Below are 24,489 nucleotides of genomic sequence, written 5' to 3'. Positions count from 1 at the left end.
ATGTCGAGCAACACGCTGACCGCCGCCGAGGCGAGCGGACCGCACAAGCCGGCAGCCGGCTTCGAGGGCGACCGGCAGGACAACACCGTGGGCGGCGCCGTCCGCGGCTACGTGGACAAGCTGCGGGGCGGTGACCTCGGGGCGCTGCCGGCGATCCTGGGCATCATCACCCTGGGCGTCCTGTTCACGGCCCTGCGGCCGGACACCTTCCTGACCCCGCTGAACCTGGCGAACCTCGCCGTCCAGGCGACGCCGATCATCGTGCTGGCCATGGGGCTGGTCTTCGTCCTGCTGCTCGGCGAGATCGACCTGTCGGCCGGTGTGGTCAGCGGGGTCTGCTCGGCGGTGCTGGCGCAGATCCTCGTGCAGACCGGGTTCGGCTGGCCGGTGGCAGTGCTGGCCGCGATCGTCGCCGGTGCGGTGATCGGCATGTTCACCGGCAGCCTGGTCGGCATCATCGGCATCCCGTCGTTCGTGGTCACCCTGGCGCTCTTCCTCGGTTTTCAGGGCGTGACCCTGCGACTGATCGGCCAGGGCGGCACCGTGCCGGTGCGCGAGCCGGTCATCCGCGCGCTGGCCAACGAGAACGTGCCGGTCACCATCGGCTGGGTCCTCGCGGTGCTGGTCGCGCTGGCGTACGCGGGTGTGGAGCTGTACCGCTGGCGGGCCAAGCGGTCCCGGGACCTGGCCCACCAGCCCCTCGCGCTGGTGATCGCCCGGATCGTGATCATGGCCGTCGTGATCCTGGGTGCGACGGCGATCCTCAGCGTGGACCGCGCGCTGGCCGCGGCCGTCGACCTGGTCGGCATTCCCTACGCGATTCCGCTGGTCGCGGTCCTGCTGCTCGTCTTCACCTTCGTGCTGTCGCGGACCAGCTTCGGTCGGCACATGTACGCGGTCGGGGGCAACGCCGAGGCAGCCCGCCGGGCCGGCATCAACGTCACCCGCATCCGGGTGGCGGCGTTCGTGATCTCCTCCAGCCTCGCCGCGATCAGCGGCATCCTCGCCACCTCACGGCTGAGCTCGGTCACCCCCGACGCCGGCGCGGGCAACACGCTGCTCTACGCCGTCGGTGCCGCCGTCATCGGCGGGACCAGCCTCTTCGGTGGGCGGGGCCGCGCCCGGGACGCCGTCCTCGGTGGCCTGGTGATCGCGATCATCGCCAACGGTCTGGGCCTGCTCGGGGTCGCCGCCTACCTCAACTTCGTGATCACCGGCGGGGTGCTGCTGCTGGCCGCGAGCGTGGACGCGCTGGCCCGCCGGAGGGCCGCCACGGCCCGATGAGAACCCCTGCCGCCCGCCGTGCTCCGCGCCGGCGGGCGGCAGGCGCCCACGACGACGCCGGGAGCACGCGCGCACCCCCGCACCCCGGCTCGCCGATCGCACCGGGCAGTCGGGGCACGCGGGCATAGGAACCTATGCCTACGGGTCCGGGCACCGATCCGTAGGCATAGGTTCCTATGCCCAGCGGTTCAGTCGCGGCCGATCGCGTCGGTCAGGACGTCGAGGGTGAGCTCGATCTGCCACTCCCGGGCGCCGCCGTCGCGCAACGCGTCGGTGACCGCCGCGGCATCGCGGGGCCGGGGTGGGCTCCACATGATCCGGCGCACCAGGTCGGGGGAGACGATGTTCTCGACCGGCACGGCGTGCTTCTCCGACAGCTCGGCGAGCCCGGCGCGGGCCACCTGCAGGCGGGCGGCGGCCGCCGGATCGCGGTCGGCCCAGCGGTTCACCGGCGGCGGACCGTCGCCGGGCTTGCTGTGCAGCGGCAGCTCGTCGTCGGGCTGTGCCTTGCCACGCGCGAGCGCGGTGAACCAGTGCGCCACCATGCGCCGGTTGGCCCGGCCACGGAAGACCGGCAGCTCCAGCAGGGCGCCCTCGTTCTTCGGGTCGGCCTGCACGGCCGCGACCATCGCCGAGTCGGGCAGCACCCGACCGGGGGCGATGTCGCGGCGCCGGGCGAGGTCGTCGCGCGCCTCCCAGATGGCTCGCAGCATGCCCAGCTGACGGCGGCTGCGCAGCCCGTGGACGCCGGAGGTCCGCCGCCACGGGTCCTGCTTGGGCGCCGGCGGACCGGCGGCCAGGATCGCCTCGAACTCCTGCCGGGCCCACTCGGTCTTGCCCTGCTCCCCGAGGATCGCGGCCAGCGCGTCCCGCAGGTCGACCAGTACCTCGACGTCCAGAGCGGCGTAGACCAGCCACTCCTCGGGCAGGGGCCGGGTGCTCCAGTCGGCAGCCGAGTGCCCCTTCTGCAGCGAGTACCCGAGCAGCGACTCGACGACGGCGCCGAGGCCCACGCGGGGCAGTCCGGCCAGCCGGGCGGCGAGCTCGGTGTCGAAGATGCGCGCGGGCACCAGGCCGATCTCGGCCAGGCACGGCAGGTCCTGGTTGGCGGCGTGCAGGACCCACTCGGTGTCGGCGATGGCCTGCTGGATGACCGACAGGTCGGGGAGCGGGACGGGGTCGACCAGGCCGGTGCCGGAGCCGTTGCGGCGCAGCTGCACCAGGTAGGCCTTCTGGCCGTAGCGGTAGCCGGAGGCGCGTTCGGCGTCGACGGCGACCGGGCCGGTGCCCGCGCGGAGCGCCGCGGCGTACTCCACCAGCTGGGTGGAGGTCTCGATGACCGGCGGAAGCCCGTCCCGGGGGGCGAGCAGCGGGATCGCCTCGGGTACGTCGTCCGGCGGCTGGGGAGTGGGCTCGGTGCTCAGTTGCCGTCCACCTTCTTGCCGGTTCTCGTCTGTCGGTCCACGCGCTCGGCCGCGGTCCGCCGTGACGCAGCCTGCGGATCCCGGGACGAGGAGCACCGGCTCAGTGGGCTCCGGACCCGCTGTGCCAGGAACGATGTTAGAGAGTCTCGCTACCGACCCGGTCGGAGGGACCCAGCAGCCGCACGCCGGGCGGCGGCAGGCCGGCCGCATTGCCGACCACCTCCAGCCAGGCCAGCAGGTGCCGGTCGAGGTCGGTGTCGCCGGCCGTCCACGACGCCCGGATCTCGACGTCGACCGAGTGCTCGGGGCCGGCCAGCTCGCCGAACCGGGTCGACGCGGTGCGGGTGACCGTGCCGCCGACGGTGTGGTGTGCGGCGCCGGAGTCCCCGAGCGCGTCGGTGAGCCAGCTCCAGGCGACCTCGGAGAACATGGCGTCGTCGACCAGCTCCTCGTCGGTCGCCGCGGAGAGGTAGCCGACGCAGCGCATCGTCCCGTGCCAGGCTTCGTGACCCTGCGGGTCGAACAGCACGATGAAGCGCGCGCTGGCGATCTCGTCGTCCTCGTCCTCGCCGTCCGGATCGGGCACCCGGGCACCGATCGCGTGGGCGAAGGGGGCCAGCCGCTTCGGTGCGGGGATGTGCTCCAGCTCGATCTCCGGCCGGGCCCGCACCCCGGCCAGCGCGTCGAGGGCGGCGCGGAACGCGGCGGGGACGCCGTCGGCATCCCCGCTCTGCTCCTGGGCGCCGGCCAGGTCGCGTGGCTCCACGTCTCGCAGAGTAGGCCGGGAACCGGCACACGGGCGCCGACGCGCCGCACGCCGGCGGGACGCGACGATCGGGCCGCCGGCGGGCGTCTGGGAGGATCGGCGGTCGTGAGTCCCGCTCCCGTGTCGGCGTCCCCGGCCGATTCCGACCTCGTCCGCGCCGCACGTGGCCTCCCGGTGAGCCGCACCCCGGTCTGGTTCATGCGCCAGGCCGGCCGGTCGCTCCCGGAGTACCGCGCCCTGCGGGCCGGCACGGCGATGCTCGCCGCCTGCCAGGACCCCGACCTGGTCACCGAGATCACCCTGCAGCCGGTGCGCCGGCACCAGGTCGACGCCGCGATCCTGTTCTCCGACATCGTGCTGCCGCTGGTGGTCGCCGGGGTGGACATCGAGATCAAGCCCGGCGTGGGCCCCGTGGTGGCGAACCCGGTGCGCACCGTCGCCGACGTCGACGCGCTGCCCGACCTGGAGCCCGAGCGGCTGTCCTTCCTGCAGACGGCGGTCCGTCAGCTGGTCGCCGAGCTCGGTGCGACGCCGCTCATCGGGTTCGCCGGGGCGCCCTTCACCCTCGCGACCTATCTCATCGAGGGCGGGCCGTCGAAGGAGCACGCGCGCACCAAGGCGTTCATGTACGCCGAACCCGAGGCCTGGGCGCGGCTGCTGCAGCGCCTCTCGGTCTCGGCGACGACGTTCCTGACCGCGCAGGTGGACGCCGGCGCCTCCGCCGTGCAGCTGTTCGATTCGTGGGCCGGCGTCCTCTCGGCGGCCGACTACGCGGAGCGGGTGCTGCCGCACTCCCGCGCGGTCTTCGACGGGCTGGGCGAGGGGCGGGCGGGGGAGGACAGGGTGCCGCGCATCCACTTCGGCGTGGGCACCGGTGAGCTGCTGCCGCTGATCGGTGACGCCGGGGCCGACGTCGTCGGCGTCGACTGGCGGGTGCCGCTGGACGAGGCAGCCCGGCGGGTGGGCCCCGCGCGGTCGCTGCAGGGGAACCTCGACCCCGCCGTCCTGCTGGCGGACCGGGAGACCGTCGACCGGGAGGTGCGCCGCGTGGTGCAGCAGGCGTCGACCGCCCGCGGGCACATCTTCAACCTGGGACACGGCGTGCTGCCCGACACCGATCCGGATGTGCTCACCCACGTCGCCGCGCTGGTCCACGAGCTGACGGCGCAGTGACTCCGTCCCGCCCCACCACCCCGGCGACCAGCCGCCGCCTGGTCGTCGTCGGGGCGGGTATCACCGGTCTCGCCGCCGCCTTCGAGTGGCGGCGCCGGCGGCCCGACGACGAGATCGTCGTCCTCGAGGCCGGGGACCGGATCGGCGGCAAGCTGCACCGGATCCGGCTGGCCGGGCACTGGTACGACACCGGGCCCGAGGCGATGCTCGCCCGGGTGCCCGAGGCCGTCGGGCTGGTCGAGGCGCTGGGGCTCGGCGACCGGCTGGTCTCCCCGGGGACCACGCAGGCGTCGGTGGTGCTGCCCGAGGGGCGGTTCCCGCTGCCGGCCGGCACGGTCCTCGGGGTCCCGGCGTCGGCCGACGGGCTCGACGGTTTCCTGTCACCGGACGGCGTCGCGCGGGTCCGGGCGGAGGCCGACCTCCCGCCGCTGGTCCTCGACGGTGACGTCGCCGTCGGCGGCCTGCTCCGCGAACGCCTCGGCGACGAGGTGGTCGACCGGCTGGTCGAGCCGCTGCTCGGCGGTGTCTACGCCGGCCGGGCCGACGAGCTCTCCCTGCAGGCCACCATGCCGGCCCTGGCCGCGCAGCTGACCGCCGAGCGGTCGGTGCTCGCCGCCGCCGCGGCCGCGCGCGCGGCCGGCGACCGCAGCCGGGGCGACGCGGACGGCCCGGTGTTCCGGACGGTCGACGAGGGCATCGGCTCGCTGCCGGCCGCACTGGTCGCCGCCGCCCGCGCCGAGGTCCGGCTGCACACCCCCGCCCATGCCGTGCGCCGGACGCCGTCGGGTCTCGAGGTGTCCATCGGGCCGACGGCCGCCCCCGAGTTGTTGACCGCCGACGCCGTGCTCGTCGCCGCCCCCGCGGGCAAGGCCGCCCGGTTGCTGGGCGAGGTCGCCCCGGGCGCGGTCGAGCCGCTGCAGGGCATCCCGTACGCCTCGATGGCCGTGGTGGCGATGGCCTTCCCCGCCCAGGACGTCGACGCCGGCTCAGGCCTGCTGGTGCCGCCGGTGACCGGCCGGCTGGTCAAGGGCGTGACGGTGTCGTCGGCGAAGTGGCCGCACCTGGGCGGTGACGTGCTCCTCGTCCGCTCCTCGGTGGGCCGGTTCCGCGACGAGTCCGAGCTGCAGCGGACCGACGACGACCTCGCCGCCGCCGTGGTGGCCGACGTCGCCGACCTGCTGGAGCTGTCGCGGCCCGGACCGGTGGAGACGGCGGTCGCCCGCTGGGGCGGGGGACTGCCGCAGTACCTGGTCGGCCACCCGGCGCGGGTGGCCGCGATCCGCCGCGCGGTCAGCGACGTACCGGGCCTGGCCATCGCCGGAGCCGCCTTCCAGGGCGTGGGCATCCCGGCCTGCGTCCGCGACGCGCACTCCGCGGTGGACGCGCTCCTCGGCTGACCGGCGCACCGGCACGGCTTGACGTCGCCGTCGCACCTGACAGGGTCGGTGCATGACCGGGACCTTCGCGCGGGGGCTTGCCGCAGGTGCGGCCGGCAGCGTCGCGCTCAACGCCGTCAGCTACCTCGACATGGCCCTGCGGGGACGTCCGGCGAGCACGGTGCCCGAGCAGGTGGTCGACGCTCTCGCCGCGCGGATGGAATGGGAGATCCCCGGCCGGGGCGCGGTCCGCGACGCCCGGCGGACGGCGCTCGGCGCGCTCGCCGGCACGGCCAACGGTCTGGGCGTGGGCGTCCTGGCCAGCGTCGTCCGGTCGCTCGGCGTGCGGCTCCCGGCGCCGGTGGGCGCGGTGCTGGCCGGCGCCGCGTCGGCCGCGGCCACCGACGGCGCGGTCGCGGCCCTCGGCGTCGGGGACCCGCGGACGTGGTCGGCCGGGGCCTGGCTGACCGACGCCGTGCCGCACCTGGCCTATGGGGTGGGGGTGCAGACGGTGCTGGGGGCGGTGCCCACCCCGCGCGAGCGTGCGGTGGTCCCTGCACGCGCCGGCCTGGTCCTCCGGTCGGCCGTGCTCGGGCTGGCCACCGGAAGCCGCAGCGCCCTGGGATTCGCGGCCCCGATCGTCACCGCGCCGACAGCGGCCGGGGCACCGGGCCGGGTGTCCACGAAGCGGAAGGTGTTCAGCGTCGCCGGCGTCGTCGTCGAGATGCTCGCCGACAAGCAGCCGGGCATGCCGCCGCGGACCGACGGCGCCGCCATGGTCGCGCGGCTGCTCGCCGCGGCCGAAGGGGGTGGGCGGCTGGCCGCGCGGGACCGCGCCAACGGCGCACTGCCGGTGACGGTGGGGGTCGCCGGAGCACTGGCCGGGTCCTACGCGGGGCTGGGCTGGCGGCGCTGGGCGGCCGGGCGGCTGCCCGACACCGCGGCCGCGCTCATCGAGGACGGCGTCGCGCTGGCGCTGGCTGCGCTGGCCTGCCTGCCCGGACGCAACCGCCGGCACCTGACCGTGATCCCGCACACCTGACCCGCCCGGCCCCCGTGCCGCCCTGGCCGCGGAGGAAGATGAGGTCATGAGCGAGCAGCAGGTGGAGGAACGCAGCCTCGGCAAGCGGGCGAACGAGCTGAACGAGATCGTCCGCTACACGATGTGGTCGGTGTTCAAGCTGGCGCGGCCCTTCGGGGACGAGCAGCGCGGGGCGGCTGCCGACGAGGCCGCCGCGCTGGTCGAGGAGCTGGCCGGCAAGGACGTCGTCGTCCGCGGCACCTACGACGTGAGCGGGCTGCGGGCCGACGCCGACCTGATGGTCTGGTGGCACTCGTCCTCGGCCGAGGCGCTGCAGGACGCCTACACCCGGCTCCGGCGCACCGCGCTGGGCCGGCGCCTGGAGCCGGTGTGGTCGCAGATGGCGCTGCACCGGCCGGCGGAGTTCAACCGCAGCCACATCCCCGCGTTCCTGGCCGACGAGGAGCCGCGCCGGTTCGTCTGCGTCTACCCGTTCGTGCGGTCCTACGAGTGGTACCTGCTGCCCGACGCGGAGCGGCGGGACATGCTCAAGGAGCACGGCATGCAGGCGCGGCCGTACCCCGACGTGCGGGCCAACACGGTGGCGTCGTTCGGGCTGGGCGACTACGAGTGGATGCTCGCGTTCGAGGCCGACGAACTGCACCGCATCGTCGACCTGATGCGCGACCTGCGGGCCAGCCGCGCCCGCCGGCACGTGCGCGAGGAGGTGCCGTTCTACACCGGCACCCGCAAGCCGGTCGCGGAGCTGGTCGACGACCTGCCCTAGAGACACGCCTCTGGGGGTGTTCCTCGCGCCGGCGGGGTCCTGCAGGACATCCGGAGCGCGGGCAACACCCCCAGAGCGGCTGGCTACTCCGCCGGGGCGAGCCGGATCGAGACGCTGTTGATGCAGTAGCGGTCGCCGGTGGGCGTCTGCGGCGCGTCGTCGAACAGGTGGCCCAGGTGGCTGTGGCAGGTGGCGCACAGCACCTCGGTGCGGACCATCCCGAGGCCGCGGTCCTCGCGGAGGATCACGTTGTCCTCGGCGGACGCCTCGTAGAACGACGGCCAGCCGCAGTGCGAGTCGAACTTGGTCTCCGAGCGGAACAGTTCGGCGCCGCAGGCCCGGCACTCGTAGACGCCGACGGTCTTGGTGTCGACGTACTCGCCGGTCCAGGGGCGCTCGGTGCCGGCCTGGCGGAGCACCGCGTACTCCTCCGGGGAGAGCTGCGCCCGCCACTCCTCGTCGGTCCTGCTGACCTGGGGCTTCTGGGGGGAGGTCGTCATGCCTGGTCGAACGGAACCGGCAGCACCGCCATTCCCCGGGCTCAACGGAAGGACGCTGCGCCCTGGAGGCCCGGGACGCGCCCCGGCCACGGTTCCGGTCAGGCGGTGCGCAGTGCACCGCACGACGACGACGGAGAACCACGATGTCTCTCAGTAGCTCCCCGGCGCCCGCCCGCACCGACACGGTCGCCGCGACCCCGGCGCCCCGGACCTCGACGCGACCGGTCGCCTCGACCCGGCTGGTCCGCGCCGCCGGTACTGCCGTCGCCACCGGCTCGGCCGCCTGGGCGGCCGGCATCCTCGCCTTCGACGTGGACCCCGCCCCCGGCTGGCAAGGCACCCTCTTTCGACCTTCCTCGTTGCTGTTCCAGCTCGGTCTGGCCGCGCTGGTCACGGTGCAGCTGCGCACCGGCGCGACCGGCACCGGACGGCTGGCGCGGGGATTCCTGCACGCCGAGCACCTGCTCCTCGGGCTGGCGATCACGTCGACGCTGACGTGGATGTTCTTGCGCGAGCACGAGGACCAGGCCTGGTTCATCGCCCTCGACGCCTTCTGGCCGCTGTCGATGCTGGGCATGGCCGCCATCGGGGTGCGGATCGCCATCGCCGGTCGCTGGCAGGGCCGGGCGCGCTCCTGGCCGCTGGTGGCGGAGAGCTGGGCGCCGGTCACCGTCCCGACCGCGTTCCTCCTGCCGGCGATCACCCAGTACGTGCGCGCCGCGCACCTGCTGATCGGGTACGTCGTCCTGGGCGTCATCCTCGCCACCCGGCCGCACCTCACCGGCGCCCGCGACTGAACGACCGACCGCCGCCCCGTCTCCCGCCCGGGAGGCGGGGCGCCGTCGTGCCCGGGGCCCGGAGGAGACTAGGGGGGTGACGCCCGCCCCCCAGCCGCCCGACGGCCTCCTGCCCGATGTCTGGTTCACCCGTGACCTGCCGGTGCTGCGGGCCACCGCCCGTCTGGTCGACGAGCCCAAGCACGGCGGCGCGCCGTACCTCCTCGGCTCGGTCGTCCCCGCGAGCGGGCTGCCGAAGGCGGAGGTCATCGCCGCGGCGAAGGCCCTGGCGTCGGCCGGCTACATCGAGCCGTTGACCAACCACGCCGGCGACATCGTGCGGATCACCGCCATCTCCGCCGAGGCGCGGCGGCTCGCCGGCCTCTGGCCGACCCCGCAGGGGGAGTGGGAGCGGCTGCTCGAGCAGTTGGCCGCCCGTGCGCAGCGGGCGCCCGCCGACGTCGAGCGGCAGCGCTGGCGGGCCTTCCTCGACGCGGCGGCGGCCGTGGGGGAGCACGACGGGGCGCTGCTCATGTCGGCCCTCATCGGCGGCTACGTGCCCCGGGCCCGGTAGCCGGCCCCCGGAACGACAGCGCCCCCGACCGGAGATCCGGGCGGGGGCGCTGTGCTGATCAGGAGATCAGAGGGGCGTCACGTTCGCCGCCTGCGGGCCCTTCTGGCCCTGCTCGATGTCGAACGCGATGCGCTGGCCTTCATCGAGCGAGCGGTACCCGCTGGACTGGATGGCCGAGTAGTGGACGAACACATCCGGTCCGCCACCGTCGGGGGTGGCGAAGCCGAACCCCTTCTCGGCGTTGAACCACTTGACAGTTCCTTCGGGCATTGCTCGCTCCTAGCTGAGGTGGTGCGCCGGGGTCCTGCCATAGCGCAGGGCCTTCCCGACGGCACAACCCTAGCCAAAGATCTCCAGAAGGGAACACCGACGCCGCACAACTGTGACCTGCGCCTCTCCCGCCACAGCGGTGCCGGGACGCACGGGGCTCACAGCAGGTGGCCGGGCTCCTCCGGGAACGACGGCGCCAGCCGCCGCCCGCGCCGGCCCGTGCCGGAGCCGTAGGCGCCGACGGAGTACGTGCTGCGGCCCGGGGCGGGCGCGGGTGCCGCGGCCGGGAGGGCCGGCGGCGCCGGGCGCCACGAGCGGACACCGATCGGGCGCTCCGGGTCGGCGGGGGCGACGGCCGCGGCCGGTCGCCCGGCGAACAGCGGCGCACTCCAGCGCCGTGCCCCCAGCTGGGCGGCCAGCAGGACCGCCAGCGCCACGGACACGGTGAGGAAGGCGTCGACGAGCGCAGCGGCCACGTCGAGGGCGGTGAGCTGCGGCCAGCCGATCCGCTGGAGAGCGGAACCCGTCAGCTCGATGACGACGTACAGCACGCCGTACACCAGCAACCAGACCCTCACCCGTTCTCCTCTGCCGCGACCTCCACGTCCATCGGCCACGGTCACCTGCTGCTGGAGCGCCGGCACGTCCCGGGCGGGGCGCCTCACCCGTCCGGGTGGACGGGACCGGCCGTCCGTGGGTTCGGGGCGCCGGCGCTGCTACCGAGGGACACCGAGCCCGCACCGACCCGCAGCGGGCCGGCGTCGCCGGGGCGACGGTCTTGCGGGAACCCTGCGCTTTCCTCGGCGGCGTCGTGCGGCTGGTCCTCGACGGTGAGAACCAGCCGGACCGATCCGGCGCGTCACCGATCCAGGAGAACCGTCATGCAGCACCTCGCCACCTCGCCCGCATCCGCCCCGACCGCCGTCCCCGTCGTGCTGCGCGACATCGAGGACCTGCACGACGCCGACCTGGACCTGGTCCTGGCCGACCGGCTGACGGAGTCGGCCGACGCGCTGCGGGCGGTGGCGGCGGCCACGGAGCTGGCCGTGCAGGTCGCGGCACCGGCCGCCCTGCGGGCGCACTCCCTGGGGGCGGTCGCCCGGCGCCTGGTCGGCTGAGCTGTTCCCGCTCGTCCGGCCGGAGGGCCTGGCGCGGGCGCGCGTGTCACTCGACGTGACGCTGCCGTGGGCCGGTGGCCTCGTCACCGGCACGACGGTCGACCTCAGCGAGGCCGGGCTGCGTGCGCTCGTGGACGGCTGGGGGCTGCCTCCGAAGCCCGGGACGGCGACGCAGGTCAGCATCACGGTGGATGACGACACCCTCGACATCTCGGGTGAGATCGTCCGCCAGCAGGTGCAGGGGCCGCGGTGGCTGCTGTCGATGCAGTGCCACGAGATGCCGGAGAAGACGGCGGACCTGCTCCGCCGCCGCGTCTTCCGTGCGCTGCGCGAGGAACGAGCCCTGGCCGACTGAGATCTACTGCGCGGGCTCGAGGATGGTGGCGACGAGGTAGATCTCGTCCTCCCATTCCTCGAGCTGCTGCTCGTCCAGGGACATGCCGAGATCCTCGGACACGGTCCCCGCGTCGAAATCGCCGACGGGCGTCGCCGCGATGAGCAGCGATTGCCCAGCTTGCGGATCGACGTCCCCAGCGTCCGCGGTCGCCACCACCAGCACCGGTTCCAGCTCGCTGCCGTCGGGAGAGGTGACGGTGAAGACCCTCGGGGAGATCACCTCGGCCACGTCGGCGAGGAGGGTCACCTCGATGTCCTCATAGGCATCCAGGTCCTCCCGGAAGGCGGGGTCGAGCAGACCGCTGTAGGCATCGTCGATGTCCTCGGCCCCGCGGATGTCCGGAAGCTCGGCAGGGGCGTACGGCGCCAGCGGGTTGTCGTCGTCCATCCCCCCGCAGGCCGACAGACCGGCGCCGGCGAGGGCCATGACGGCGGCCAGCCCAGGTCCGGTCAGTCGCTGGGACCGAGGCTTCACCATGGCTGCGTCTCCCTTCGCCGTCGCGCGCGAGGTCTGACCACGACGGGCACATGCGCTGGCGCTCGATCGAGCACGTCGGGGAAGTAACCAGCGTTCCTGCAGTCAACCGTCATACGGGTCGCCGGCTGCGGGCGCAGGCGTCCTCCCGCAGGATTTCCGGGTACGAGGTCTCGGCCATCCAGGCGGCGATCGCGCGCCGGGTCAGCTCGTCGAGGTCCGGCCCGCGGCGCATGGGAGGCGGCGCGCAGCAGCCGCCGGAAGGATGCCAGCAGGTCCTGCAGCCGGACGGTCACCGCGGCAGGTCATCCGGGGAGTGGACGCTGCCGGACCGTCGGCCACGCCACGCTCATGACTCTTCGCTGGTAGGACGCCTGGCGCGGCTGGGTTGGACCCGCATCGGCTCGCCCGGCATCTTCGGGTAATCGGGGGGATAGGGCAGGTCGCCGAGGCCGGCGTCGGTCTCCTGCTTCTCGGCCAGCTCCAGCAGCGGCTCGATGCCGAAGGCGTGCTCGGCGAGACCGGCGTGCTTGTCGCCCACCTCGCGGAAGCGGGTGGGCATGGTCAGGACGTCGAAGTCGAATGGCGAGACATCGGGCAGCTCGTCCCAGTCCACCGGCGCGGAGACCGGGGCGTGCGGCTTGGGCCGGATGGAGTAGGCCGAGGCGATGGTGCGGTCCCGGGCCATCTGGTTGTAGTCGAGGAAGATCTTCTCCCCGCGCTCCTCCTTCCACCACGACATCGTCACGTGGTCGGGCAGCCGGCGTTCCAGCTCCCGGCCGAAGGCGATCACCGCCCGCCGCACCTCGGAGAAGGTCCAGCGCGGCTGGATCGGCACGTAGATGTGCACCCCGCGCCCGCCGGATGTCTTCGGCCAGCCCTGCATGCCGAATTCGTGCAGCAGTTCACGGACGTGCGGGGCCACCCGGACGGCATCGGCGAAGTCGGTGCCCGGCTGCGGGTCGAGGTCGATGCGGATCTGGTTCGGCGACTCGACGTCGGTCCTGTCCACCGGCCAGGGGTGGAAGGTCAGCGTCCCGAGGTTCGCGCACCAGGCGACGACGGCCACCGAGTCGGGAGCGATCTCGTCCGCCGTCCGACCGCTGGGGAAGGTGATGTGCGCGGTCGGGACCCACGGCGGGGCGTTCTTCGGCACCCGCTTCTGGTAGAACGCGTCTCCGGTGTTGTCCGTGCGCGTGGAGATGCGGGCGCCCTCCACGACCCCGCCGGGCCAGCGCTCCAGCGTCGTCGGCCGGTCCTCCAGCGCGAAGAGGATCCCCTCACCGACGGCCACGAAGTACTCGACCACGTCGATCTTGCGGATGCCGCGCTCGGGGAAGTACGGCTTCTCCGGGTTGGAGACCCGCACCTCGTGCCCGTCGACGTCGAGGACGACGGCGTCCTTGCTGCTGGCCATCAGGAGCTCTCCCTCGTCGTGGGCGCCAGGCCAGTCTCACGCAGGGCAGGTGAGGCCGTCCATCGGCACGGTGAGGTCGATCAGGTAGGCGTTGACCGCGGCGGTGACGCACTCGGTCTTGGGGTAGGCGGTGTGCCCCTGGCCCTGCCAGGTCAGCAGGACGCCGTTGTCGAGGTCCTCGGCCAGGTCCACCGCACCCGGCAGGGGGGTCACCGGGTCACCCTGGTTGCCGATCACCAGGATCGGCGCGCTGCCCTCGGCGTCGCGCTCCGGGACCGGCGTCCGCTCGGCGTCCCACACCGAGCAGGTGAACAGCCCGGCCGCCGACCCGGCGCCGAACAGCGGGTACGTCGCACTCCACTCGGCGACGAGCTCGCGGACGCGTTCCTCCTCGACGGTCTGGTCCGTGTCGGCGCAGTTGATGGCCAGGTTGGCGTCCAGCAGGTTCGAGTAGGTGCCGTCCTCGAGGCGGCCGCTGTAGTCGTCGGCCAGCGAGAGCAGCGCCGTGGCGTCGCCGGCGCGGGCGGCGGCCAGCCCCTGGGCGAGCTGCGGCCACGAGGCGGTGTCGTAGAGCCCGGCCTGCACCGCGGTGAGGATGACGCCCGGCGTCGCCTGCCGGGTCTCGCCGGGCTCGCTGCTGGGGATGGGGGTGGCCTGCGCCTGGGTGAGCAGCTCGTCGAGGAAGAGCCGGGGGTCCGGGCCCAGGGGGCAGCCGGCGATCAGGCTGGTGCAGTTCGCGGCGAAGGCGTCGAAGCCGGCCTCGAAGCCGGCAGCGCTGGCCTCCGCGTCGGCGATCAGGTCGGTATCGGGGTCGACGGCGGCGTCGAGCACCATGGCGCGTACCCGGTCCGGGTAGAGCTCGGCGTAGGTGGAGCCCAGCGTGGTGCCGTAGGAGTAGCCGAGGAAGTTCAGCTGCTCCTCGCCCAGCGACTGCCGCAGTTGCTCCATGTCCCGCGCGGTGTCGACGGTGTTGAAGGTGCCGAGCGCCTCGCCGTACTCCTCGGCGCAGCCCTCGGCCACCTCGCTGGAGATCGCGAAGACGTCGTCGAGCTGCTCCTGGGTGGTCGGGCGCGGCTCCGCGGCGATCGCCCGGTCCTTGAGTTCCTTGGGGATGCACTCGACCGGCGTGGACAGGCCCACTCCGCGCGGGTCGAAGCCGACGATGTCGAACCGGCGCAGCACGTCCTCGGGAAGGGTGAGCGCCAGCCCGATCGCGGCGTCGGCACCGGAGCCGCCCGGCCCCCCGGGGTTCACCATGAGCGACCCGATGCGGTCGGTCTGCCCCGCGAGCTTCGCGCGGACGAGGAACAGCGGCAGCGTCGCGCCGGCGGGCTCCTCGTAGCTGATCGGCACCTCGGTGCGGCCGCACTCGAAGGCGATGTCGCGCTCGCTGCCGGGCTGGCCCCCGATCAGCGGCTGGATCTGCGGGTCGCAGTCGGTCCACTCGATGGGCGCGACCTCGGGCTCCGTGGGCGTCGAGCTCGCGGCCGTCGGCTCCGCGGCCGGCTCCTCCGAGGTGCAGCCGGCCAGTGCCAGCGGGAGGGCCAGGAGCAGGCCGGACGCGGCGGCCGACAGGCCACGGTGCAGACGCATGATCACGAGCGTAGGAGGCCCGCGCCACCGATGCAGGCGTGCGGTCGCCGATCGGGTGACCGGCCCGCGCGCCGTCAGCCGTCCAGCACCTCGGCCAGGTCGTAGCGGACCGGCACGTCGAGCTGGTCGTACGTGCAGCTGCGGGGGTCGCGGTCGGGGCGCCAGCGGAGGAACTGGCCGGTGTGACGAAGTCGACGGCCCTCGAGCTGGTCGTACTTGATCTCCACGACCAGCTCCGGGCGCAGCGGGACCCAGGAGAGGTCCTTCTTGGCGTTCCAGCGGCTCACCGCTCCGGGCATGCGGTGCTCCCCGCCGGCGCCGGTCTCGGCGTTGGCCCAGTCCCGCCACTGGTGGCCGTCGAGCGCCTCCGCGCGGTAGGGCGCCAGCTCCTCGACCAGTTCGGCGCGGCGCTTCATCGAGAAGGAGGCGGCGACCCCGATGTGCTGCAGATCGCCGGCGTCGTCGTAGAGGCCGAGGAGGAGCGAGCCGACGATCGGCCCGCTCTTGTGCCAGCGGAACCCGGCGACGACGCAGTCCGCCGTCCGCACGTGCTTGATCTTGGCCATCAGCCGCTGGTCGGGCCCGTAGGGCAGCTGCCCGTTCTTGGCGACGACGCCGTCGAGCCCGGCGCCCTCGAACGTATCGAACCAGCGCTGGGCGGTGTCGGCGTCACGGCTGATGGCGGTCACGTGCACCGGCGGCTGTGCGCCGGCGAGCACGCTGCGCAGCCGCTCCTGGCGCTGGTCGAACGGCACTTCGAGCAACGACTCGGTGCCCAGCGCGAGCAGGTCGAAGGCGACGAACGAGGCCGGCGTCTGCTCGGCGAGCAGGGTGATCCGCGACTCGGCGGGATGGATGCGCTGGAGCAGCGACTCGAACTGCAGCCGGTCGCCGCGGGCGATGACGATCTCGCCGTCGACGACGCACCGCTCGGGCAGCTGCTCCCGCACCGCGGCGACCACCTCGGGGAAGTAGCGGGTCAGCGGCCGCTCGTTGCGGCTGCCCAGCTCCACCTCGTCGCCGTCACGGAAGACGATGCAGCGGAAGCCGTCCCACTTGGGCTCGTAGAACCACTCGTCGCCGGTGGGGATCGTGGTCACGGCTTTGGCGAGCATCGGCTTCGCCGGCGGCTGCACGGGGAGATCCATGCCGGGCAGTCAACCAGCCACGACCGGCGTCGACCGTGTTCGCGCCCCCCCGCTGGTCGCCGCCCCAGGCCTGCACCTCGCGGTCACCTCGCGTGGCTGGACCTGCCGGCCCGGCGACGAGGACGCGACCGCCGGTCAGGAGCTGGCGATGAATTCCAAGGCGTTGCCGTCGGGGTCCTTGAAGGACAGCACGCTGCCGTAATCGGCGCGCTGGACCGTGCTGTGCTCGACCTCCAGCTCCGCCAGGCGCCGCTCCCAGGCGTGCAGCTGCGCCTCGGCGCCGACCTCGAAGCTCAGGTGGTCCAGCCCCGGGCGGCGTGGGTCGAACGTGTCGGCGGGAGGAGCGCCGTCGTGCTGGACGATGCTGATCGCCTGGCCGCCGGGAACGGCGAACACGCGGCGGACGAACGGCCCGTCGGTCATCGTCCGCCGGGGCTCGCTGCCGAGCAGCGCCGTGTACCAGCGCGTCGATGTGTCGACATCGGTCACGGTGAGTGAGACGTGGGCGATCCCGGGGAAGCTCGGCATCCTGCCGACGCTAAGGCCGGCGTGGTGGATCCGCTCGGCGCCGCTCCGGCCGGGGACGGCGTGCGAGGGTGCGGGCATGGCCACGATCCACCACACGACGATGGTGCCGACCAAGCTCGAGCTGATCAGCGCGTGGCTGCCCCGGCAGCCGTGGTACCGCGCCACGGGGGCGCCGCCGGCCCTGCAGCGGGGCGGTGGCTTCCGGCTCGACGACCCCGCGGGTGAGGTCGGGCTGGAGTTCATCGTCGTCACCGACGGTCCGCAGGGGCAGGAGACGACGTACTTCGTGCCCGTCAGCTATCGCGGTGCTCCGCTGGCCGGGGCGGAGGGCGGGCTGCTCGGCACGTCGGAGCACGGCGTGCTGGGCCGGCGCTGGGTCTACGACGCCGCCCACGACCCGGTCGCCGTCGCCCAGCTGCTGGCGTTCCTGCGCGGCGCGGCCGAGGCGCAGCACCAGGACGACAGCGACACGCCCGATCCCTCGGTGACCCGCCGCTGGACGGGCGGCGCCGCCCCGACCTCCACGGGCCCGCTGCAGGTCGCGCACACCGCACCGGGCCGGACGACCGTCGCACTCGGATCCGGCCACGCCGTGGAGCTGGTCCGCCTGCTCCAGGCCGGCGACGGCGCGACAGGGGAGGGCATCGGCTCGATCGAGGCCGGCTGGACGGGGCCGGAGGGCACCGTCGTCCGCGGGACCGTCGTCGTGGTCCGGTAGCAGTCCGGCGCGGCGACCTACCCGAGGGTCGCGTCGCCCACCGCGTACCGGGTGAACAGCATCCCGTCCTCCTCGAGCACCTGGCGCAGCTGCAGCCGGGCCGGCTCGGGGAGAGCGCCGTCCAGGAGCCGGGCCTGCCCGCCCACCAGCGCGGGCGACACCGACAGGGCGAGCTCGTCGACGACGCCGGCGGTCAGCGCGCCGCGGAGCAGCTGGGGACCGCCCTCGCAGACCACCTGTCCCAGCCCGCGGTCGGCGAGCGCGTCGAGGGCAGCCGGCAGGTCGACGTCGTCGTCGCCGCACACCAGCACCTCCGCGCCGGCGGCGGCCAGCGCGGTCCGGCGGTCGGCGTCCGCGGCCGCGCAGGTGACCAGGAGCGTGCGGGCCGCCGCGCCGGTGACCAGGTCGCCGCGCGGGTCGAGGGAGGCCCGCCGGGAGACGACGGCCACCGGCATCACCGGCGTCCGGCCGAGCGCGCCGCGCAGCCGGCCGACCGGGGAGGCCGCCGTCACCGGCCGGTAGCCCTCCCCAGCCGCGGTGCCGTGACCGACGAGGACGACGTCGGCAAGCGCCCGCAGCAGGCGGAAGACGCGCCGGTCGCCGGGCGAGCCGAGACCCTCGCTGCGGCCGTCGACCGTGACGGCGCCGTCCAGCGAGGCGACGAAGTTGACCCGGACGAACCGGCCGGGCGGGACGCGGTAGGTCTCGGCGAGCGCGTCGTCGTCGAGCGCGACGTCCTCGGACCCACCCGCCCCGGGGAACAGCCGGCGCATCACGCCGTGCTGACGATGGCCGCGCTCTCGGCCGGCAGGGTCACGGTCTCGCCGTCCAGGGTGGGGAGCTCACCGGTGGTGAACAGCACCTCGGTGGCCGGGCGGTCGAGGTCGATGTCGCGCGGTTCGCCCGCGAGGTTGGCCACCACGCGGAGCGTGCCACGGTGCACGACCAGCCAGCGGTCGGCGTCGTCCCAGTCCACCTGGACGGCCGAGAGGTCGGCGTCGACCAGGTCGGGATGCGCCCGCCGCAGGGCGAGCAGCGAGCGGTGCACGGTGAGCAGCCGCTCGTGCGGCTCGCGGGAGAGCTCGGACCAGTCGAGCGTGGACCGGGTGAAGGTCTCCGGGTCCTGCGGGTCGGGGACGACGTCGGCGTCCCAGCCGTGCTCGGCGAACTCGCCGATCCGCCCCTCGGCGGTGGCCCTGCCCAGCTCCGGCTCCGGGTGGCTGGTGAAGAACTGCCACGGCGTGGTCGCGCCCCACTCCTCGCCCATGAACAGCATCGGCGTGAAGGGGCTGGTGAGCACGACCGTCGCGCCGACGGCGAGCAGGCCGGGGGAGAGGGTCGCCGAGATCCGGTCGCCGGTGGCCCGGTTGCCGATCTGGTCGTGGTCCTGCAGGTAGCCCAGGAACTTCCAGCCCGGGAGGTGGGCGGTGTCGACCGGCCGGCCGTGGTGGCGGCGGCGGAAGCTCGACCAGGCCCCGTCGTGGAAGTAGGCGCCGGTCAGCGTCTTCGCCAGTCCGCCCAGTCCGGCGGCGGCGAAGTCGGCGTAGTAGCCCTGCCCCTCGCCGGTCAGCACCGCGTGCAGCGAGTGGTGGAAGTCGTCGCTCCACTGCGCGGTCAGCCCGAGGCCACCCGCGGCCCGCGGGGTCACCATGCGAGGGTCGTTGAGGTCGCTCTCGGCGATCAGGGTCAGCGGCCGGCGCACGGCGACCGACAGCGTGTCCACCTCCTGCGCCATCTCCTCCAGCACATGGGTGGCCCGCTCGTCGACCAGCGCGTGCACGGCGTCCAGGCGCAGCCCGTCGACGTGCATGTCCCGCAGCCACATCAGCGCGTTGTCGATGATGTAGCGGCGCACGCCGTCGGAGTCCGGCCCCGAGAGGTTGACCGACTCTCCCCAGGTGTTCGCGCCGCCCGCTGCGAAGATCGGGAAGAAGGCGGGCAGGTAGTTCCCCGACGGGCCCAGGTGGTTGTAGACGACGTCCTGGATCACGCCGAGGCCCTGCTGGTGGCAGGCGTCGACGAACCGCTGGTAGGCCGCCGGGCCGCCGTACTCCTCCTGCACCGCGTACCAGAGGACGCCGTCGTACCCCCAGTTGTGCGTGCCGTTGAACCCGTTGACCGGCAGCAGTTCGACGAAGTCCACACCGAGCCGCACCAGGTGACCGAGCCGGCCGATCGCCGCATCGAGGGTGCCCTCGGGAGTGAACGTGCCGACGTGCAGCTCGTAGACCACGCCCCCGGCGAGCGGTCGCCCGGTCCACGAGCGGTCGCCCCACTCGTACCCCGACGGGTCGTACCGCCGGGACAGCCCGTGCACCCCGGCGGGCTGCCGACGCGAGCGCGGATCGGGATGGACCTTGCTCCCGCCCCCCTCCCCGTCCTCACCGTTGTCCAGCAGGAATCCGTAGTCGGCCTCGGGACCTGCCTCGACCTCGGCCCGCCACCAGCCGCCGTCGTCCCGGCGCATGTCGTGGACGGTGCCGTCGACCTGCACGCGCACGCGTTCGGGCAGCGGCGCCCAGACGGCGAACTCGACGGGAGCGGACATGCGGGAGCCTCCGGGGAGCCTGGGGGAAGGTGCTGGTCGATCATGCCCGCGCGGCGCCGGGTCAACCCCCGCGCCGGCGGCGACAGTGTGCGCGGATGCGGAGCATCCGCGTCACGAACTGCGCATCCGCGCACACCATCGGCGCGCCGGGCGGATCAGGCGCGGACGAGGAGGGCGACGGGCAGGCGGGTCAGCAGCAAGTCGACGGCGATGCCGGCGGCATCGGAGACCGCCCGCCCGCCGGTGAGCAGGTCGCGCCAGGCCCCGTTGGACAGCTGCAGCGCGGTGTCGCCCCAGCCCTCGGCGGCCAGTCCGGCAGGGCGCCGGGTCGCCACCACCACGACGCCGCCCCGGTCGTAGGCGACGACGTGGTCCGCGGCCGAGCCGGTGACCGCGACGGGCTCGTAGCCGGTGAACCACTCCGGGTGGTCGCGGCGGGCGCGCAGCGTGCGGGAGACCACCAGGAGCTTGGCGGCGCCGGTCTCGTCGATGCCGGGCATCTCGCCGGCGTCGAGGGCGGCGAGCAGCTTCCGGCGCAGTGCGTAGTCGACGGGGCGGCGGTTGTCCGGGTCGACCAGCGAGTGGTCCCAGAGCTCGGTGCCCTGGTAGACGTCGGGGACGCCGGGCATCGTGAGCTGCAGCAGCTTCTGCGCCAGCGAGTTCGACCAGCCCAGCGGCGCGATCCGGGTGACGAACGCGTCGATCTCTGCGTTCGTCATCGGATCGTCGTAGGCGGCGTCCACGAGCGCGTGCAGCTGCTCCTCGAACTCCTGCACCGGATCGGTCCAGGTGGTGGAGGTGCCAGCCTCCCGGGCGGCCTTCTCCACGTAGGCGTGCGCCCGCTCGCGCGACAGCGGCCACGCGCCGACCAGGTTCTGCCACACCAGGTGGGCCAGCGACCGGTCGGCCAGCGGATGCCGGGCCAGCCAGCCGCGCACCAGCTGCGCCCAGTCGCCCGGGATCTCGGCGAGCACCGCCAGCCGGGCGCGCACGTCCTCGCTGCGCTTGGTGTCGTGGGTCGACAGGGTGGTCATCGACTCGGGGTGGCGCTCGGCCCGGCGCTGCTGGGCGGCGTGGAACTCGGCCACCGTGCTGCCGAACCGGGCCGGGTCCCCGCCCACCTCGTTGAGCGCCACGAACCGGGCCCACCGGTAGTAGGCGCTGTCCTCCACGCCCTTGGCCATCACCGGACCGCTGGTCTGCTCGAACCGGGTCGCTGCCTCCGACCCCGCGGCGGACAGCACGGAGTGCACGGCGTCGACCGCGGCCACCAGGTCCGGTCGGCGGTCGCGCACGGCGGTGACGGTGGCGTCCAGGTGCTCGCGGCCGTCGGGCAGGTAGCTGCGGTAGACGGGGAAGGTGGCCAGCAGCTCGGCGAGGGCCTCGGTCTGCTGTGCGACGTCGACGCCCGGCAGCTCACCGATGACCCGGACCAGCCGGGCCACCTCCGAGCCGAGCATCCCGTCGGTGACCTCGCGCTTGCAGTCGTGGACCAGCTGCGCGTAGTCGACGGGGCGCCCGGCGAGTTCGGTGTCGAGCGCGGTGAACGCCGGCTCACCGGCGGGGTCGATCAACACCTCGTCGACCTCGGCGAGCGCGTCGTACCCCGTCGTCCCCGCGGTCGCCCAGCTCTCGGGCAGGTCCTCGCCCGGCTCGAGGATCTTCTCGACGACCGTCCACCGTCCCCCGGAGGCCTCGGCGAGGCAGTCGAGGTAGCCCTTCGGGTCGGCCAGCCCGTCCGGGTGGTCGATCCGCAGCCCGTCGACGGCGCCGTCGTGCACCAGCCGCAGCACGAGTTCGTGGGTGGCGTCGAAGACCGCCGGGTCCTCCACGCGCAACCCGGCCAGGGTGTTGATGGCGAAGAACCGCCGGTAGTTCAGGTCCGTGTCGGCGCGCCGCCAGTCGATCAGCTCGTAGTGCTGGCGGGCGTGCACCTCCTGCGGCGTGCCCCCCTCGGTACCCGGGGCGAGCGGGAACCGGTTGCCGTAGTAGCGCAGCTCGCCGTCGACGACCTCGAGCTCGTCGACGTCGTCGCCCGAGCCGAGGACGGGGATGCGCACCTTGCCGGAGCCGAACTCCCAGTCGATGTCGAACGCCGCGGCGTGCGCCGACGCCTGCCCGTGCTGCAGGACGTCCCACCACCACGGCGCCGCCGAGGGGTCCTCGACACCCATGTGGTTGGGCACCAGGTCGAGGACCAGTCCGAGACCCTGCTCGTGCAGCGCCGCGACGAACCGGGCGAACCCCAACTGTCCGCCGCGTGCCTCGTCGATGTGCGCGTGGTCCACGGTGTCGTAGCCGTGGCTGCTGCCCTCGGCCGAGCGCAGCAGGGGAGAGGAGTAGGCGTGCGTCACCCCGAGGTCGGCGAGGTAACCCGCGACGTCGGCGGCGTCCTGCAGCGGGAAGCCCGCGTGCACCTGCAGCCGGTACGTCGCCGCGGGGACCGCGCGGCGACGATCGCTGCCCGGCACCTGGATCGGCTGCGTCACCGGGCGGGACCCGTCAGGACGACGATCGACCGGCCCTGGACGGTCACCGTCTCGCCGGGCTCCACCTCGACCGGCTCCACCTCGTGCATCTCGGCGGTGTCGAGCACCGTCGTCCAGCTCCGCGAGTAGTCGTCGCTGGGCAGGCTGAACTCGATCGGCTCGTGCGAGGCGTTGAACGCCAGGTAGAAGTGGTCGTCGGAGACGTACTCGCCACGCTCGTCGGTCTCGCGGATCCCGACGCCGTTGAGGTAGACCGCCACGGACCTGGCGTAGGCGGCGTCCCAGTCCTCCTCGGTCATCTGCTCGCCGGCCGGCGTCAGCCAGTCGATGTCCGGCACCGGGTCACCCAGCCCACGGCGGACCGGCCGGCCGTGGAAGAAGCGGCGGCGGCGGAAGGTCGGGTGGTCGCAGCGCAGCTTGGTGACCTTCTTGGTGAACTCGAGCAGGCCCTCGTCGACATTGGTCCAGTCGATCCAGGTCAGCTCGGAGTCCTGGCAGTAGCCGTTGTTGTTGCCGCCCTGGGACCGGCCGAGCTCGTCGCCGTGCAGCAGCATCGGCACGCCCTGGCTGAGCATCAGCGTGGTGATGAAGTTGCGCCGCTGCTGAGCCCGGAGCCGCACGATCTCCGGGTCGTCGGTCATCCCCTCGACGCCGCAGTTCCAGCTGCGGTTGTGGCTCTCGCCGTCGTTGTTGCCCTCGCCGTTGGCCTCGTTGTGCTTCTCGTTGTAGGAGACGAGGTCGTTGAGCGTGAAGCCGTCGTGCGCGGTGACGAAGTTGATGCTGGCGACCGGCCGGCGGCCGGAGTGCTGGTACAGGTCCGAGGAGCCGGAGATCCGGTCGGCGAACTCGCCGATCGTGCCGCCCTCGCCGCGCCAGAAGTCGCGGACGGTGTCGCGGTACTTGCCGTTCCACTCGGTCCACAGCGCGGGGAAGTTGCCGACCTGGTAGCCGCCCTCGCCGACGTCCCACGGCTCGGCGATCAGCTTCACCTGGCTGACCACCGGGTCCTGGTGCACGAGGTCGAAGAAGGTCGCCAGCCGGTCGACGGCGTGCAGCTCGCGGGCCAGCGCGGAGGCGAGGTCGAAGCGGAAGCCGTCGACGTGCATCTCGGTGACCCAGTAGCGCAGCGAGTCCATGATCAGCTGCAGCGACTGCGGCGTCCGGACGTTGAGCGTGTTCCCGGTGCCGGTGTAGTCCATGTAGTACTGCTGGTCGCCCTCGACGAGCTTGTAGTACGCCCGGTTGTCGATGCCCTTGAAGGAGAGGGTGGGACCGAGGTGGTTGCCCTCGGCGGTGTGGTTGTAGACGACGTCGAGGATGACCTCGATGCCCGCCTCGTGCAGGGCCCGGACCATCCCCTTGAACTCCTGCACCTGCTGGCCGGCCGTGGTGTCGCTGGCGTACTCGTCGTGCGGCGCGAAGAAGCCGATCGTGTTGTAGCCCCAGTAGTTGCGCAGGCCCTTCTGCTGCAGGGTGTCGTCCTGCACGAACCGGTGCACCGGCATGAGCTCGATCGCGGTGATGCCCAGGTCGGTCAGGTGCTCGATGGTCGCCGGATGCGCGATACCGGCGTAGGTGCCGCGCAGCTCCTCGGGGATCCGCGGGTTGGTCATCGTGAGCCCCTTGACATGGGCCTCGTAGATGACGGTCTTGTTGTAGGGCGTCTTCGGCGGGCGGTCCACGCCCCAGTCGAAGTAGGGGTTGACGACGACGGACTTCGGCATGTGCGGCGCCGAGTCCTGGTCGTTGCGCTCCTTGGTCTCGAAGTCGTAGCCGAAGACCGAGGGATGCCAGGCGACCTGGCCGTCGATCGCCTTGGCGTAGGGGTCCAGGAGGAGCTTGCTGGGGTTGCAGCGCAGGCCCTGCTCGGGGTCGTAGGGCCCGTGCACGCGGTAGCCGTACTTCTGGCCGGGGTGGATCCCGGGCAGGAAGGCGTGCCACACGTACCCGTCCATCTCCGGCAGGCGGATGCGCTCCTCGTTGCCCTCGTCGTCGAACAGGCACAGCTCGACCTTCTCGGCCACCTCGCTGAAGATCGCGAAGTTGGTCCCGGTGCCGTCGTACGTGGCGCCGAGGGGATAGGCACTGCCGGGCCATACCTGGGTCAT

General features: G+C 73.5%; 25 protein-coding genes. 10 read left to right on the top strand and 15 right to left on the bottom strand.

Annotated features, from left to right (window positions below):
- Entirely contained in the window at nt 1-1,284 is a 1,284-nt protein-coding gene (locus BLASA_RS14945; protein ID WP_014377026.1) for a sugar ABC transporter permease, read from the top strand.
- 188 nt (nt 1,285-1,472) lie between these two features.
- Here the strand turns inward: BLASA_RS14945 and BLASA_RS14940 are convergent, their stop codons facing one another.
- Nucleotides 1,473-2,804, bottom strand: coding sequence for an HRDC domain-containing protein (locus tag BLASA_RS14940; RefSeq protein ID WP_014377025.1), 1,332 nt, complete (start codon nt 2,802-2,804; stop codon nt 1,473-1,475).
- Between the two features lie 40 nt (nt 2,805-2,844).
- Nucleotides 2,845-3,474, bottom strand: a complete 630-nt coding sequence (locus BLASA_RS14935) for a DUF3000 domain-containing protein (protein WP_014377024.1) — start codon at nt 3,472-3,474, stop codon at nt 2,845-2,847.
- A gap of 105 nt (nt 3,475-3,579) precedes the next feature.
- Here BLASA_RS14935 and hemE point away from each other — a divergent pair, with 105 nt between their 5' ends.
- From hemE to hemQ, 4 genes are read left to right on the top strand one after another with little or no spacing between them, the layout of a single operon-like run.
- Complete coding sequence (hemE, locus tag BLASA_RS14930; RefSeq protein WP_014377023.1) at nt 3,580-4,647, top strand: uroporphyrinogen decarboxylase; 1,068 nt, start codon at nt 3,580-3,582, stop codon at nt 4,645-4,647.
- Nucleotides 4,644-6,044, top strand: a complete 1,401-nt coding sequence (hemG, locus tag BLASA_RS14925) for a protoporphyrinogen oxidase (protein ID WP_014377022.1) — start codon at nt 4,644-4,646, stop codon at nt 6,042-6,044. The genes hemE and hemG overlap by 4 nt, the downstream gene beginning before the upstream one ends.
- A gap of 52 nt (nt 6,045-6,096) precedes the next feature.
- Nucleotides 6,097-7,065 carry a hypothetical protein gene (locus tag BLASA_RS14920; RefSeq protein ID WP_014377021.1) on the top strand — a complete coding sequence of 323 codons (969 nt, stop codon included), beginning with the start codon at nt 6,097-6,099 and terminating at the stop codon, nt 7,063-7,065.
- 46 nt (nt 7,066-7,111) lie between these two features.
- Nucleotides 7,112-7,831 carry a hydrogen peroxide-dependent heme synthase gene (hemQ, locus tag BLASA_RS14915; protein ID WP_014377020.1) on the top strand — a complete coding sequence of 240 codons (720 nt, stop codon included), beginning with the start codon at nt 7,112-7,114 and terminating at the stop codon, nt 7,829-7,831.
- 83 nt (nt 7,832-7,914) lie between these two features.
- Here the strand turns inward: hemQ and msrB are convergent, their stop codons facing one another.
- Nucleotides 7,915-8,331 carry a peptide-methionine (R)-S-oxide reductase MsrB gene (gene msrB, locus BLASA_RS14910; RefSeq protein WP_014377019.1) on the bottom strand — a complete coding sequence of 139 codons (417 nt, stop codon included), beginning with the start codon at nt 8,329-8,331 and terminating at the stop codon, nt 7,915-7,917.
- A gap of 143 nt (nt 8,332-8,474) precedes the next feature.
- Between msrB and BLASA_RS14905 the strand changes: the two genes are divergently transcribed.
- Together BLASA_RS14905 and BLASA_RS14900 are read left to right on the top strand one after the other, a co-directional pair.
- Entirely contained in the window at nt 8,475-9,128 is a 654-nt protein-coding gene (locus tag BLASA_RS14905) for a hypothetical protein (RefSeq protein ID WP_014377018.1), read from the top strand.
- Between the two features lie 76 nt (nt 9,129-9,204).
- On the top strand, nt 9,205-9,681 hold the full coding sequence (locus BLASA_RS14900) for a hypothetical protein (RefSeq protein ID WP_014377017.1): 477 nt from the start codon (nt 9,205-9,207) through the stop codon (nt 9,679-9,681).
- A 66-nt stretch (nt 9,682-9,747) separates the two neighbouring features.
- On the opposite strand, the gene BLASA_RS14895 is transcribed toward BLASA_RS14900, so the two are convergent.
- Nucleotides 9,748-9,951 (bottom strand): cold-shock protein, encoded by a 204-nt coding sequence (locus BLASA_RS14895; RefSeq protein WP_014377016.1) that lies wholly within the window; start codon nt 9,949-9,951, stop codon nt 9,748-9,750.
- A 158-nt stretch (nt 9,952-10,109) separates the two neighbouring features.
- On the bottom strand, nt 10,110-10,529 hold the full coding sequence (locus BLASA_RS14890) for a hypothetical protein (protein ID WP_014377015.1): 420 nt from the start codon (nt 10,527-10,529) through the stop codon (nt 10,110-10,112).
- Between the two features lie 303 nt (nt 10,530-10,832).
- On the opposite strand from BLASA_RS14890, the gene BLASA_RS14885 reads away from it, so the two are divergent.
- Both BLASA_RS14885 and BLASA_RS14880 read left to right on the top strand, forming a co-directional pair.
- A complete protein-coding gene (locus BLASA_RS14885; protein ID WP_014377014.1) occupies nt 10,833-11,069 on the top strand; it encodes a hypothetical protein in 237 nt (78 codons plus the stop codon).
- A gap of 43 nt (nt 11,070-11,112) precedes the next feature.
- A complete protein-coding gene (locus BLASA_RS14880) occupies nt 11,113-11,424 on the top strand; it encodes a PilZ domain-containing protein (RefSeq protein ID WP_014377013.1) in 312 nt (103 codons plus the stop codon).
- A gap of 3 nt (nt 11,425-11,427) precedes the next feature.
- Here the strand turns inward: BLASA_RS14880 and BLASA_RS14875 are convergent, their stop codons facing one another.
- The 6 genes from BLASA_RS14875 to BLASA_RS14855 all read right to left on the bottom strand — a co-directional run bounded on the left by BLASA_RS14875 (nt 11,428) and on the right by BLASA_RS14855 (nt 16,626).
- Nucleotides 11,428-11,943, bottom strand: a complete 516-nt coding sequence (locus BLASA_RS14875; RefSeq protein ID WP_014377012.1) for a hypothetical protein — start codon at nt 11,941-11,943, stop codon at nt 11,428-11,430.
- Between the two features lie 109 nt (nt 11,944-12,052).
- Entirely contained in the window at nt 12,053-12,175 is a 123-nt protein-coding gene (locus BLASA_RS26335) for a hypothetical protein (protein ID WP_014377011.1), read from the bottom strand.
- A 114-nt stretch (nt 12,176-12,289) separates the two neighbouring features.
- Nucleotides 12,290-13,357, bottom strand: coding sequence for a DNA polymerase domain-containing protein (locus BLASA_RS14870; protein ID WP_014377010.1), 1,068 nt, complete (start codon nt 13,355-13,357; stop codon nt 12,290-12,292).
- 36 nt (nt 13,358-13,393) lie between these two features.
- Nucleotides 13,394-14,950, bottom strand: coding sequence for an alpha/beta hydrolase (locus BLASA_RS14865; RefSeq protein ID WP_014377009.1), 1,557 nt, complete (start codon nt 14,948-14,950; stop codon nt 13,394-13,396).
- A 74-nt stretch (nt 14,951-15,024) separates the two neighbouring features.
- Nucleotides 15,025-16,098 (bottom strand): ATP-dependent DNA ligase, encoded by a 1,074-nt coding sequence (locus BLASA_RS14860; RefSeq protein WP_041775790.1) that lies wholly within the window; start codon nt 16,096-16,098, stop codon nt 15,025-15,027.
- Nucleotides 16,099-16,233: 135 nt separating this feature from the next.
- On the bottom strand, nt 16,234-16,626 hold the full coding sequence (locus BLASA_RS14855; RefSeq protein ID WP_014377007.1) for a VOC family protein: 393 nt from the start codon (nt 16,624-16,626) through the stop codon (nt 16,234-16,236).
- Nucleotides 16,627-16,702: 76 nt separating this feature from the next.
- Here BLASA_RS14855 and BLASA_RS14850 point away from each other — a divergent pair, with 76 nt between their 5' ends.
- Complete coding sequence (locus BLASA_RS14850; RefSeq protein ID WP_014377006.1) at nt 16,703-17,344, top strand: maltokinase N-terminal cap-like domain-containing protein; 642 nt, start codon at nt 16,703-16,705, stop codon at nt 17,342-17,344.
- Between the two features lie 17 nt (nt 17,345-17,361).
- Here the strand turns inward: BLASA_RS14850 and BLASA_RS14845 are convergent, their stop codons facing one another.
- From BLASA_RS14845 to glgX, 4 genes are all read right to left on the bottom strand, one after another.
- Nucleotides 17,362-18,117: a dihydrofolate reductase family protein gene (locus tag BLASA_RS14845; protein ID WP_014377005.1), complete on the bottom strand. Its 756-nt coding sequence runs from the start codon at nt 18,115-18,117 to the stop codon at nt 17,362-17,364.
- A complete protein-coding gene (gene treZ / locus BLASA_RS14840) occupies nt 18,117-19,892 on the bottom strand; it encodes a malto-oligosyltrehalose trehalohydrolase (RefSeq protein ID WP_014377004.1) in 1,776 nt (591 codons plus the stop codon). The genes BLASA_RS14845 and treZ overlap by 1 nt, the downstream gene beginning before the upstream one ends.
- A 155-nt stretch (nt 19,893-20,047) precedes the next feature.
- Nucleotides 20,048-22,381: a malto-oligosyltrehalose synthase gene (gene treY, locus BLASA_RS14835; RefSeq protein WP_014377003.1), complete on the bottom strand. Its 2,334-nt coding sequence runs from the start codon at nt 22,379-22,381 to the stop codon at nt 20,048-20,050.
- Nucleotides 22,378-24,489, bottom strand: coding sequence for a glycogen debranching protein GlgX (gene glgX / locus BLASA_RS14830; RefSeq protein WP_014377002.1), 2,112 nt, complete (start codon nt 24,487-24,489; stop codon nt 22,378-22,380). Before glgX ends, treY begins: the two co-directional genes overlap by 4 nt.

It is taken from the genome of Blastococcus saxobsidens DD2, assembly GCF_000284015.1.
Taxonomy (GTDB): domain Bacteria; phylum Actinomycetota; class Actinomycetes; order Mycobacteriales; family Geodermatophilaceae; genus Blastococcus; species Blastococcus saxobsidens_A.
This window is presented reverse-complemented; position numbering and strand designations above follow the sequence as displayed.